This window comes from Rhizobium leguminosarum bv. trifolii WSM2297 (genome assembly GCF_000271845.1).
Genome location: NZ_JH719392.1, coordinates 125,051 through 138,702 on the forward strand (window position 1 = coordinate 125,051; position 13,652 = coordinate 138,702).

The 13,652-nt window shown below is 60.3% G+C and carries 4 protein-coding genes; all 4 read left to right on the top strand.

Annotated elements, in window-relative coordinates; translation table 11 throughout:
* Positions 1–101: 101 nt before the first annotated feature.
* The 4 genes from RLEG4DRAFT_RS00565 to RLEG4DRAFT_RS00580 all read left to right on the top strand — a co-directional run bounded on the left by RLEG4DRAFT_RS00565 (position 102) and on the right by RLEG4DRAFT_RS00580 (position 13,559).
* On the top strand, positions 102–3,389 hold the full coding sequence (locus RLEG4DRAFT_RS00565) for a TM0106 family RecB-like putative nuclease (protein ID WP_003574509.1): 3,288 nt from the start codon (positions 102–104) through the stop codon (positions 3,387–3,389).
* Positions 3,386–6,178 carry an AAA family ATPase gene (locus RLEG4DRAFT_RS00570; RefSeq protein ID WP_003574511.1) on the top strand — a complete coding sequence of 931 codons (2,793 nt, stop codon included), beginning with the start codon at positions 3,386–3,388 and terminating at the stop codon, positions 6,176–6,178. Before RLEG4DRAFT_RS00565 ends, RLEG4DRAFT_RS00570 begins: the two co-directional genes overlap by 4 nt.
* Complete coding sequence (locus tag RLEG4DRAFT_RS00575; RefSeq protein ID WP_003574513.1) at positions 6,178–7,500, top strand: McrC family protein; 1,323 nt, start codon at positions 6,178–6,180, stop codon at positions 7,498–7,500. Before RLEG4DRAFT_RS00570 ends, RLEG4DRAFT_RS00575 begins: the two co-directional genes overlap by 1 nt.
* A 956-nt stretch (positions 7,501–8,456) precedes the next feature.
* The gene (locus RLEG4DRAFT_RS00580; protein WP_003574515.1) at positions 8,457–13,559 is read left to right on the top strand and encodes a RecQ family ATP-dependent DNA helicase; all 5,103 of its coding nucleotides are present in this window, start codon (positions 8,457–8,459) and stop codon (positions 13,557–13,559) included.
* Positions 13,560–13,652: the final 93 nt, after the last annotated feature.

Genomic DNA, 13,652 nt, shown 5'->3' on the forward strand with positions numbered 1-13,652 from the left:
TGTCTGACGCGAATTGACACCCATGGCGTTTATTTAAGAAGCTGCGATCTGGCGAGACGATTCTTCTTCGGGTTGCTCTTATTCGAGATTGTAGGGCGACCATGAGAGACATTGGCGGCACTATCTTTTTTTCGGCGACCGACCTGATGCGGTTCATGGGTTGCGCTCATGCGACTACACTCGACCTGATGCGGCTGCGCGGCGAGGGGCCGGAACCTGGTGAAGACAGCGAAGATGCGGCCCTGCTGCAAAAACAGGGCGATGCACACGAAGCAGCGCACTTGGAAAGGCTTAAAGTCTCGGGCCGGGCGGTGGTCGAGATCCCGCGTGGTGATCTGGCCGCGGATGCCGATGCCACTCGAGATGCGTTGGCGCAAGGGGCCGAGGTCTTGTTCCAGGGAGCGTTCCTGTCAGGCAACTGGGGCGGATGGTCGGATTTCCTGATGCGGGTGGATCGCCCTTCGACGCTTGGTCCTTTTAGCTACGAGGTGGCAGACACCAAGCTGAAACGTCGACCGCATCCAAAGCATGTGCTGCAACTCGTCCTCTATTCTGACCTGTTGATCGAGATTCAGGGTGTGGCGCCAGAATTCGCATATGTCGAATTGGGCAGCGGCGAACGCGCCATGCTGCGGCTCACTGACTACGCCCATTACGCACGGGCCGCACGGGCGCGGCTTGAGAGGTTCGTGGCTGACCCGCAACCGACACGGCCCATCCCTTGCGCCGATTGCGGCCTTTGTCGTTGGGCGGGTCATTGTGAAAGCGTTTGGCAGGCCGAGGACAGCCTGTTCAATGTCGCCAACATCAACCGTGGGCAGGTGAAGAAGCTGGAGGCTGCGGGCACTGCGACAATGGAGGCACTGGCTGGACTCGACCAACCCGTGCGAGGCATGGCCGAAGGAACCCGCCTTCGTCTAGTGACGCAAGCCCGGTTGCAGCAGGCCAGAAAGTCGGGCGGACCAACCTTCGAATTGCGCGCCCCGGAGCCGGGCAAGGGCTTTGACTTGCTGCCTGAGCCGCAGTCAGGCGATCTTTTCTATGACATAGAGGGCGACCCGCATTTTGACGGTGGGCTCGAGTATCTGCACGGTATCTGGCACGACGGGCAGTTTCGGGCCTTTTGGGCGCATGATCACGCCGCTGAGGCACGGGCGCTGGAGGATCTTCTGACCTTCTTCCGCGCGCGGTTGGAGGAATACCCGCAGGCCCGAATCTACCACTACGCTGCTTATGAGATTACCGCGCTTCGGCGACTGACTGCGAAATACGGGATCGGCGAGGCCCTCCTCGATCGCCTGCTGCGCGAGCGGCGCTTTGTTAACCTATTCGCCGTGGTGCGGGGCGGACTTATCGGATCAGAGCAGAACTATTCCATCAAGTCGATGGAGGCGTTTTACGACCGCAAGCGTGAGGGCGAGGTCAAGACGGCGGGCGGGTCGGTTGTCGCTTACGAGAATTGGCGCGAGACGAGCGACCAGCACATCCTGAATGAGATCGAGGATTACAACCGCATCGACTGTATCTCGACCGAAGAATTGCGCGACTGGTTGGTGAGCATCCGGCCGCCGGGCCCTTGGCCGCAGCCTGGCCAGGACGCAGGACCGAAAGAGACCGAGGAGGACGCTGAGACGCAAGAGTTGCGCGCCACTCTTGCGACAGCGGGTTTGCCCGAGGATCGGCAGGCGATGCTATTCAACCTCGGCCTGTTCCACAGGCGCGAGGCCAAGCCCGCGCAATGGGCGGTGTTCGATTCAGCGACCAAAGATGAGGAAGATCTGATCGACGACCTCGACGCGCTTGCGGGGCTTGTGACGATCGGCCCAGTGACGCCTGTCAAGCGTTCCTTCGCGCGGAGCTACCGCTTTCCGCCGCAGGAGACCAAGTTGCGCGGCGGAAAGAGCGCCACCGTGCCGGTCGTCGACGGCCCGCCCGTCTCGGTCAGTATTGAGGAGATAGATCGCAGGACGAGGCAAATCACGGTTAAGGCCGGGCCGGGCAAGGATCATCTTCTGACTGACCGGCTGACGTTGCATCCTGATTGGCCAGTGGACACCAAGGTGATCGCCACGGCTTTGCGCGACGTGATCGCCGATCAGTGCGGCCCGCGCGCCTATCGTGCTGTCGATGACCTGCTGTCCCGTGCGGTTCCCCGCCTCACCACCGGCCCGTTGCAGCCCGTTGCCGATCCGGTTGCGGGCATCATCGCCGCTGTGGGCGCGATGGACGGCACCGTGCTGCCGATCCAAGGACCACCAGGGACCGGCAAAACCTATGTCACCGCCCGAGCGATCCTGTCGCTGGTGAAAAAGGGCGCGCGCGTTGGCGTCACCTCGAACAGCCATGAGGCGATCCGCAACGTGCTGATGGGCTGTCTCAGCGCCCTGGAAGACGAGGATCTGCCGATCACGCTAGATCTCGTCCACAAGACCTCAGCCGAGGAGGATAGCTACCCCGACAATTGCCTCGTTCGTCGCACTAACAGTAATGGAGATGCTGCTGCTGGCAGACATGTGGTCGGTGCCACCGCTTGGTTTTTTGCCCGCGACGAGAACGTGCAGGCTTTCGACTGCCTCTTCGTGGACGAGGCCGGACAGGTCGGTCTCGCGAACATGGCAGCGATGGGCCGGGCGGCGCGCAACATCGTGCTGGTGGGTGACCCACGTCAACTGCCGCAGGTTATTCAAGGCGCGCACCCGGAACCCGCGAACCTCTCCTGCCTCGACTGGATGTTGGGCGACCACGCTACCGTGCCGTCGGACCGGGGCATCTTCCTGCCCGTCTCACGCCGGATGCACCCGGATGTCTGCCGCTTCGTCTCGGATCAGGTCTACGAGGGGAGACTGGAAAGCCATCCCGACACCGCACTCCAGGCCGTTCGAGGCACAAGCTTCCCCGCGGCCGGCGCGTTCTGGGTGCCGGTGCCCCACGAAGGGAACGCGCAGATTGCGTCCGAGGAGGTCGCGGCCATCTCCGCTGCCACGACCGATCTGCTGAAGGGCACATGGACCGGCAAGGACGGCACCACGCGCCCGATGCGCGCAAGCGACATCATCGTCGTCGCTCCCTATAACACGCAGGTCAACGCGTTGCGTGACGCGCTGCCGGAAGCTATCCGTGTCGGCACGGTAGACAAGTTCCAGGGACAGGAGGCGCCGGTCTGCCTTGTCTCTATGACTGCATCGTCGGCCGACGAAACTGCGCGTGGGACGGAGTTTCTATTTTCGTTGAACCGGATCAACGTGGCCGTGTCCCGCGCGAAAGGATTGACGCTGGTCTTTGGCGCGCCGCGTCTGCGCGAGGCGAAGTGCGATACCGTCGAGCAGATGCGGCTGGTGAATACGCTGTGCGCGTTGCAGATGATACCTTTCGGAGAGGGAAGTGCATGATTGACAATGATGGCTGGCTGGTTATCAGGAAGGAGCAGGCCTTGGCATACGGCAAGGAGCTTTCCAGCACGCAGTTTCTGGTTCGTGTCGGATCGACCACCATGCGTGAGGGTACGCCCAAGGAGAAGCGCAATCGCCCTGAGCGTGATCGGCTGGTTGCTTCAGGCATCTTGGTGCCTGATGACAATCCGGCACTCTTTCGATTTGCCAAGGACCATGTCTTTTCCAGCAAAAGCGCCGCTGCTGGGGTCGTCATCGACGGCAACAGCAACGGCAGCCATTGGAAGAACGACGGCTTGGACGGCGCAGTGACTGCTGGTTCTGAATCGCAACAGGCATTACTCGACCTCCTGACCAGGAAGGAAATCGATGCAGCGATGCTCGATTGCGACCGATTGGGCCTGAATGGCTTCCTTTCGAGAGCTGGATTCGTCCGTCCGCAAGTTTGGGTCAAAGGAAGCGTCGGGGAGCAGACCTATCCCGCCAAGGCAACTGTCGCGGGATCTCTTGCGCATTTGCCCAATGGCCGTGCGCTATCGGCTAAGGAGTTCTTCCATGGTTTCGGTGAAACACAGGCTTTCAGCACGCTTGAGCGACTGGGGTACGAGGTTGTCAGAAAAGAGGAAGCTTTAGAACCTGAACCCATGGGGCGCGACGCGATTGAAGCTGCAATGGATGCTTATGACTCCTATCGAAGCAGCGGGGCGAATGCGGACGTATTCGAGGCTTTCGGTGAGCCGCGGGACTATTGGGTAAGGTCAACCAGACTGCGGCCTAACCGAGTTTATCCGTCAAAACCGGTTCATTTCTGCGCGAACGGAACCAAAGGCAGTTCAGGCGGATGGGGTGGTCCCACCTACTCGGCAGCGGCGCTCCACAACTCAGGCTTCATCATCGTTGATCAAGACGACAAGCCTGTTGTTCCACCAGACAAGGATTATCTCATAAAAGGTGCAGATCGCGCACGGCTTGTCGCATTGAACTATTTCATTGAGCCCGCCCGTGAGAGGGGCGATGCGAAAGTGGCTGTGCGCGTTGGAGATGTGTCGGAAAAACTATTCCCTACCCATCACTATCGCAATGTTTGGTCCGCCTTGCGTAGCGAGGCGTTTCAGGAACTGGCGAGAGTCCCCAAGCCAACACAGACCGGGGTCGATGAAAGTTCGGCGACCATACTGACCTATCAACTCACCCCCTCGAAAGGGCAGTCCAGCATGAGCCCTGATTACTCCGCCCAGACGCCCGCTACCAATCTCATCCTTTACGGCCCGCCTGGTACGGGTAAGACGTACCAAACAGCCTGGGAGGCTGTCCGGCTTTGCTTGGGCGACACGGAAGCAAAACCCTTCCTAGGCAATGACAAACGCGACGCGCTGATGGCCGAGTACCGCCGCCTCGTGGACAGCGGACGCATCGAGTTCGTCACGTTCCATCAGTCGATGTCCTATGAGGAATTCGTCGAGGGCCTGAGACCAACGACGGGTCGATCGCCTGATCCCGAGGCGCCGCTGGAAGAAGAAGTTTCCTCGGGGTTCCGGCTGGAGCCACAGGCCGGCATTTTCAAACGCATAAGCGAACGAGCCGCAGACGATCGCGGCGACGCCGGGGCTGGTGGGCTAGACCGGACGCGCCGGATCTATCGCATCGGCCTCACCGGCGAGGATTGGCGGGCGGATCTGCAGCGGGCCATCGACGAGAAGGAAATTGCTTGGGGCTTCGGGGGCGATACGGATTGGTCCGCCCCGGAATACGAGGATTGGGAGGCGATCAAGCAACGCCGGAAGGTCGATGATGCTTCGGTCAAGGGCAATCATGCTACGGTCTATGGAACGTGGCTGGTGCGATCGGGCGCGGCAGATGGGGCCTATGTCATTCTCACGGTTGGTCGAAACAGGGTGGTTGCATTCGGACGCTTCGCCGGCGACTACAAGTTCACACCATCGTCGGAGGGTGCGGCGGCGAGGCACGCGCGGCCGGTGGAATGGATATGGACCCATCCAGCAGGGATCGATCGATCCACGTTCTACGAGACACCCTTTACCTCGTTTCATCCGATCTATCCGCTCGAGCGGGACCTGATCGACTGGCCGGCTCTGGAGTCCCAAGTCCTCGGCTCCGAGGCGCCGGCCAATCCACGTCCCCACGTCCTCATCATCGACGAGGTGAACCGGGCCAACATTTCGAAGGTATTCGGGGAACTGATCACGCTTCTGGAGCCCGACAAACGGCTTGGCACGGCGAATGAAATCCGGCTGACCTTGCCCTATTCAAAGAAGCGCTTCGGTGTTCCGTCCAACCTTCACATCATCGCCACGATGAACACGGCCGACAGGTCGATCGCGCTTCTGGACACCGCACTCCGCCGCCGGTTCACCTTCCGCGAGCTGATGCCGGATCCCGATGTGCTGCGGGCTGACGTAGAAGGGATCGACCTGCGGAAGCTTTTGCGCACGATCAATGAACGGATCGAGTATCTGTTCGATCGCGAACACCAAATCGGGCATGCCTATTTCACCGGCTGCGACACTCGCGCCAAGATCGCGTCGGTGATGCGATACAAGGTGATCCCCTTGCTGGCCGAGTACTTTTACGAGGACTGGTCGAAGGTTGCCGCAGTTCTGGGCGATGCGGCGCAAGACAGTCCACGGTTCCTGGTGCGAGAAGTCATCACTGCTCCAGCCGGGCTGGACACCGACACGTTCTCCGGCGCGCGGTATCGATGGCGCGTCCGGTCAGAGGTCCAAGGTGACAAGAATGGCGGCTTTGATTTCACAAAGTTCGAAGTCTGATGGCCGCCTTCAGCGTGCTGGAATACCGGTCGCTCCCACGCGGTGACGGGCCCGGTTGCATCCCGGACTTGATGGCGGATCGTTTGGCCGCGGTCGCCAAGGCGTCGACCTTTGCCGGACGGGGCGAACGTGGCGTGCTGGAGGACCGTCGGGATGAATTGCGGGCCCGCGGCGTTGTGGGTGTCGTCGCCGCTGAAGATTGCAGCCTGGAGATCCTTCCAAAGATCGACGTGCCCGCCGCAGACGGCTCGATCGAAGAGCGGAGCGAAATCCGCAAGCGTCTTGTCCACATGCTCGCCGTCGCGCTGGACATGAAGATCGAGATTGGGCTCTTGTCGGATCTGGAGTGGCAGCACGAAACGCTTCTCGAAATCCTGATCCGGATATTTTGTGACAAGCTGACAGAAGCCGTGCGTCGCGGCATGCCTCGGCGATATATTGGCCACGAGGACGACTTGCCCGCACTGCGTGGCACGCTCGACGTGCCTCGCCAGTTCACCCGCCATGCGGTGAACCCCGGCCGCCTTGCATGCCGATTTGAAGAGCTGTCGACCGACATCGCCTTGAACCGCATCATGAAGGCCGCACTTGCACATCTTTCCAGGCTGTCGCGTAGCATCGGTAACCTTCAACGAATTCGGGAACTGGGATTTGTCTACGCCGACATTTCGACTGTTCCGGTGCCCGCTCTGCGTTGGGGCGAGGTCGTGATCGAACGGACCAATCGCGGTTGGCAGGATCTGTTCGAGATGGCGCGGATGTTCCTACGCAACCAATTCCAGACGACGAACTCCGGTGCCGGACAAGGAACTGCGCTTCTTTTCGAAATGAACACGCTTTTCGAAGAGTACGTCGGGCGACTGGTCGCGCGCGCGATGGCCGGGACAGAGTACCGTGTTAGTCTGCAAGGTGGTCGAGAGTACTGCCTCACGGCGCAAGATAGTGGCCGTCAGGTTTTTCAGACCAAACCTGACATCCTGATCCGCCGCGGCGATCAGGTTGTTCAGGTGATCGACACCAAGTGGAAGCGGATATCTTGCCGGATCGATGATCCCAAACAGGGCGTTTCCCAATCCGATATTTACCAGATGATGGCCTACGCCCATCTCTATAAGGCACCTCGCTTGACGCTGCTTTACCCCCACCACACCGGGCTTTTGGGGGGCGATGGCATCCAAGGGCAGTTCTGGATTTCCGGACAGGCGACGACACTTGAAACTGTGAGCATCGATGTGGCACTCGGCACTGACGACGATATCGCAGCACGCTTAAAGAAAATGATTGTTCCCAAAAATGGGGAACATCTCTGGTCTCTTTCGTAAAACAACAGCTCGACGGAACGGAAATCTGGAGAGTCTTCGTCAGACCTGCGTCATCCGCCAAACCGCTTGGCGAAAGGCGTTTCTTGATCCGACTACAGAACCCTCCCGTTTCTGCAGGGGCGGGAGCCGCCGCATTCCCTACTTGACCGAACGGCCGCTATCCTACGCTTTGTGGCCAAGAGTGCACGGTCTGGTCCCAGCCAGCTTTCGTGCGGCGGCGGATAGCGTTTTCGATCTTGGGAAATCACACAACGATTTGCCACGAATTGTAGGTAACTAGCTGTAAAAACTATGATCTTTGTCAGGAAAATTAGCGATCAAAAGGTGGGATATGAAGGTCCCAAAATAGTCTGCCTGGGACCTTGGATTCTCACATGATTTCAAAGGCTTAGCGGAAAAGCCTTGAAATCCCCTCTCTTTTCTCATCGCGAGCGACCGTGGATGTCACATTTGTGCCCTGGCTTTGGGCATCAGTCAACAGGACGGTGGAGCGGTAATAATTTCCGCGTGCGGACCTCAAGTTTGCGGTCAGGCGGCCATAGCGCCCGGCAGCTTCGCGCCCTCAACGCAGATCTTGAGCACATGGTGCCTGCCGGATCGAAAGCGGATGTCCACTCAACCCTCCGGTTGCAAGCCCGCCTTTAGAGTCCCCAGCCCGTCGCGTTATCTTTTGGCATCGAAGTACTGTGTACTATGGGGGAGAGATGCTGCATTGGGCGGATATTGCTTTGCGACTGGTTACCACCGCGCCAAGAACTCCGGCGCACATGCCCTCTGTGATGTATATCAGGGGCGGTCGCGACAGTGGCCACGGTACAGGATCGCGTTATAAAACTGAGCTAGATAGGTGGCCATCCGGCAAAGTTCTTGTGTAGCACAAGTTGAACGTTGACCTTTCGCCAAACGCGCGACCATGATTGCTAGTCGTTTCATCACGTGAATAAAGCTTGTTGCATATGACTGAACCTTTAGAACTCTTCCTACAGCGTTGCGTTTCGATCGACCTAGAAGTTGATCCTGCAACCGCCGGCATCTTCGCTTTTGCGGCGGTGCGCGATGATGCTCGGCCCGCAATACTGGCAAAAAAGCGCGATCTCCTGGCAGCCCTAGATCGCCTGGAAGCAGAAGCAACTGGCGGCGTGCATCTGCTCGGCCACAACATACTTCGGCATGACTTGCCTCATCTTTTCGCGGTGCGGCCCAGGCTGGCGAATATTCTTAGATCACCGATAGACACTCTATGGCTCAATCCGCTCGCATTTCCGCGTAATCCCTACCACCACCTGGTCAAGCACTACCATGACGGGCGCCTGCAAGCGGGCCATATCAATGACCCTGAATTGGATGCGCGACTGGTGTTTCAGGTACTGCGCAATCAACTCGCGGCTCTGACCCAGCAGAACGCCGACCAACCCGATGCCGTCGCAGCCTTTCATTTCCTTGCTACAAGAATAGAGAACCCAGACGGGTTCGACGCGGTGTTTCGGGAGGTTCGCGGTGCTCCTGCGCCCGACCCTCTTGTGGCAAGAGAAGCGATCTCACGGCTTCTGGCGGGGCGCGCCTGCGAGAGGCGGGTCGAGCAGACGCTGAACCGCCTATCGAACCCGCAGCTTGGTTGGCCGATGGCCTATGCTTTGTCCTGGATCTTGGTCGCGGGCGGGGATTCCGTCATGCCACCTTGGATACGGGCGCAGTTCCGCGAGGCTGCACTGATCGTGGGGCACCTACGCGACGCCAATTGCAAAAGCCCGGATTGCACCTGGTGTAGCGAGAAGAACGACCCGGTCCGCGCGTTGTCGCGCTGGTTCGGGTTCGATGCCTTCCGCGCTGAGCCGGTGGATGATATGGGCCGCCCCCTGCAGGAGCGGATCGTCGATGAGACGATGCGCGGGTCGAGCGTCCTCGGTATTCTGCCGACCGGCACTGGCAAATCGGTCTGCTATCAGATCCCCGCCCTGTCGAAGTTCGATAAGACCGGAGCGCTGACGGTGGTGATCTCGCCGCTGGTCGCGTTGATGGCCGATCAGGTGCAGGGCATGGCGCGGGCAGGAATCTCCTCTGCCGTAACCATCAACGGAATGCTTTCGATGCCTGAGCGGCAGGATGCGCTGGACCGGGTGCGCATGGGAGAGGCGGCAATGGCGCTGATCTCGCCCGAGCAACTGCGCAGCAACTCCGTCCGATCGGTTCTCGCGCAGCGCGCGATCGGGCTGTGGGTGCTGGACGAGGCGCATTGCGTGTCGAAATGGGGCCACGATTTCCGGCCGGACTACCGCTATGTCAGCCGCTTCATCAAGGAATCCTCGGGGGATGAAGCGCCCGCGCAAGTGCTCTGCTTGACCGCCACCGCCAAACCCGAAGTGGTGCGTGACATCCGAGAGCATTTCAAGTCACGGCTTGGATGCGAACTTTTGCTGCTGGACGGTGGCGCAGTGCGCACCAATCTCAGTTTCGAGGTCCGGCCGACGCAGCGGGGCACCAAGCTGGCCGACATCCTCGATGTGATCGAGACCAAGCTACCACAGGAGGGTGCTTCGGGTGCAGTGGTCTATTGCGCCACGCGTAGCGAGACGCAGCGCGTTGCCGAGTTCCTCAAGCAGCAGGGTCTGTCTGCGGAACGGTTCCACGCCGGGCTGACGTCCGAGGAGAAGCGTGACATTCAGGAACGATTTCGCATCGGCGAACTGCGAATTATCGCTGCGACGAACGCCTTCGGCATGGGGATCGACAAACCCGACATCCGACTGGTGGTCCATGGCGACATTCCCGGATCACTGGAAAACTACTTGCAGGAAGCCGGGCGGGCCGGCCGCGACCGCGCTCATGCCAATTGCGTGCTGCTCTTTGCCGAAGAGGACGTCGAGCGCCAGTTCTCGCTTTCGGCTCGCTCGCGTCTGGCCCGGCACGAAATCGGCGCGATCCTGAAGGCCCTGCGGCGACTTGACGAGCGGACGAAGAAGACCGGCACCGTGGTGGCCACCTCAGGCGAAGTTGTCCGAGCTGAACGCGATCAGGAGTTTGAGCGCGACATCAACACCGACGACACCAGGGTGAAGACCGCGGTGTCCTGGCTGGAGGAAGCCACGCTGCTGAGCCGAGAGGAGAACAAGGTTCAGGTCTTTCCCTCATCCCTCAGGATCCGCAACCTGGAGGAAGTCGAGGCCATCCTGGCTAAGGCCGCGATCACCGGCACCCGCCGCAAGCAGCTTCTGGATATTACGCGCCACTTGATGAACGCGCCGCCCAATCAGGGCATTTCCACCGACGAGCTGGCCGGGATCAGCGGATTAACAGGGGGCATGCTGAACAAGGCGTTGGCCGATCTCGAGGCGCTCGGGATCGCCCGCAACGACGTCGTCGTCACGATCTTTGTCCACGTTGCAGTCGACGGTCATTCCCAGCAGCGTCTGGCGCAGGCCGCGCGGCTTGAAACGGCGCTGATTGCCCTGATGCGTGAGGCAGCCCCCGATGCCGAAGGTGCCGAAGGCATTCCCCTGCATCTGGCCGAAACCTGTCAGGCGCTCCGAAATCAGGGGCACAGCGCTGTGCGGCCCGACATCGTGGAAAAGCTGCTGCGCAGCATGGGCCGCGACGGGCGCGATCAGGATGGTGGTAAGGGCAATTTGCGGCTGCGCAAGGCTTCGCGCAACACGTTGATGGTCACGCTGCAACGGTCCTGGCAGGCATTGGAACAGACGGCAAACCTGCGGCGGCAGGGTGGCGAACTGTTGCTAGCACACCTTCTGGGAAGGTTGCCAAAGGGCAGCCGCGGCAAGGATATCCAGGTCGAAACCACGGTGGGTGATCTGCTCGCCACCCTGACAGGAGACGCGCTGCTACGCGGCAGCGGCATTCAGGACATGACAAAACTGATGGAGCGCGCACTTCTGTGGCTGCACGAGCAGGAGGTGGTAACGCTGGGCAAAGGGCTAACGATTTTCCGGCAGGCAATGACGGTCCATTTGAACACCTCGGGCGGCCAGTTCACCGTGAAGGATTTTACACCCCTGGAGGAACACTACGTTGAGCAGACGATCCAGACCCATGTGATGGCGACCTATGCCGAAAGGGGCCTTGCTGCGATGGATCAGGCGCATCGGCTGTCCGAGGATTACTTCGTGCTGGAACGCGATGCCTTTCTGCGTCGCTGGATGCCCGGCAAGGGCGGTGAGATCCGGCGTCAAACCACTGGCAGCTCCTGGAAAGCGATCGTTGAGGCGCTGAAGAATCCAGTTCAGCAAGAAATCGTCGCTGACGACCGCGAACAGACAAACGTCCTTGTGCTGGCGGGACCGGGTTCGGGCAAGACGCGTGTTCTGGTGCACCGCATCGCTTACCTGATCCGTGTCCGCCGCGAAGACCCCCGCGGCATCCTGGTGCTGACCTACAACCGGCATGCCGCCGCCGAGATACGTATCCGGCTGCGGCATCTGATTGGCGATGACGCGACTGCCGTGACCATCTCCACTTGCCACGCCCTCGCGATGCGATTGGTGGGCGCGAGCTTTGCCGGAACTTCGAACGAGACGTCACACGACTTCGACGGGATCGTCTTGGAAGCAGTGCGCCAGTTGAACGGCGAGGGACTCAGCAAAACCGAGGCCGAGGCACAACGCGATACGCTAATTCAGGGCTATCGCTGGATCCTGGTGGACGAGTATCAGGACATTGGCCCTGAGGAATATGCGTTGATCTCCGCCGTTGCAGGCCGCTCACTGGACGATAAGGAGCTTCGGCTCAGCCTGTTTGCGGTGGGCGACGACGATCAGAACATCTACGCCTTCGCTGGGGCATCCATCCGCTTCATCCGCCAGTTCGAGGCCGACTATAATGCACGACCGGTGTTCCTGATCGAGAACTATCGCTCGACTGGGCATATCATCGCGGCCGCCAACGCGGTCATTGCGCCAGCCTCGGCCCGTATGAAAGCCGGTCACGACATTGACATCGATCGCAAACGCAGCGCGGTGCCGCCAGGCGGAGAGATGGCGGCGCTCGATCCTGTGGCCCGTGGGCGGGTGCAAGTGCTGGACTGCCCATCCGGCGATGTGGTGCAGGCGATGACCGCAGTTGATGAACTCGTCCGCCTATCGCGCCTTGATCCGGAGTGGAGTTGGTCGCGTGCGGCGGTCATAGCTCGTGACTGGCGGCGGTTGGCTCCGGTGCGCGCTTATGCCGAAACGCTGGGCATTCCGGTGGAGATGGCAAATGAGAGCCTGCCCAGCATCTGGCGTCTGCGCGAAATGCAGCAGTTCATCGACCTCCTGCGCAGCGATCCTAGACGTTTGTTGGGCGTCCGTGATTTGGTGGGCATGCTGAACGCGATACCGTCCAACCGCTGGACCGACCTGATCGCCGAAGGCGTCGCCGCTCTGGCGAAAGAGCTTGCGAACAAAACCATGCCCGTGCCTGACCTCGTCGAGTGGTTCGCTGAGTGGGCCCATGATGCGCGCAGCGATCAGCGCGCACTGCTGCTGCTGACGGCGCATCGATCGAAAGGCTTGGAGTTCGAGGACGTCGTCATCCTGAATGGCGGTTGGGACCGGCCCTCTAAGGGCGAGGATCCCGATGCGCCGCGCCGCCTCTTTTATGTCGCCATGACCAGAGCGCGACGTAGCCTTGCCATCATTGCCGAAGGACAGCATTCGTTCGTCCCGCACGGCGAAGAGTATGCGCTGCGCCGCACCGCGCCAGACATCTCTGATGCCGCCGGTTCTCCGGCTGTGCTATACCAAGTGCCGAACCTCAAGACCGTGGACCTGTCGTGGGCCGGGCGTCTCGGGCCGGATCATCCCTCGCTTGTCGCAATCTCGGCGGCAAAGGCGGGAGCCCCACTTCAGATCGTGCGCGATGGCCTCACTTGGATAATGCAGGATGCTCGGGGGCAAATTCTCGGACGCATGGCCAAAAGCTGGTCACCTCCCGAAGGACTAAACTTCCTCCGCGGCGAGGTCGGCGCCATCGTGCGCTGGCGCAAGGCCGACAGTCAGGAAGAGTTCCGGGTGCACCTTAACCGAGATGTTTGGGAAGTGGTTGTGCCAGAGCTTGTGTTCGGCTGATAGCTTGCTCGTCACGAACGTCAGTATTTTGACTGTGCGATGTGGTGTCATCGCACAGCGTGGACAATGACAAAAGATCAGCTTCGAGCCCGT

What these genes read in the sequence shown, in the direction of transcription:
- RLEG4DRAFT_RS00565 (WP_003574509.1), top strand. Translation starts at nt 102, where the DNA reads ATGAGAGACATTGGCGGCACTATCTTTTTTTCGGCGACCGACCTGATG.
- RLEG4DRAFT_RS00570 (WP_003574511.1), top strand. Translation starts at nt 3,386, where the DNA reads ATGATTGACAATGATGGCTGGCTGGTTATCAGGAAGGAGCAGGCCTTG.
- RLEG4DRAFT_RS00575 (WP_003574513.1), top strand. Translation starts at nt 6,178, where the DNA reads ATGGCCGCCTTCAGCGTGCTGGAATACCGGTCGCTCCCACGCGGTGAC.
- RLEG4DRAFT_RS00580 (WP_003574515.1), top strand. Translation starts at nt 8,457, where the DNA reads ATGACTGAACCTTTAGAACTCTTCCTACAGCGTTGCGTTTCGATCGAC.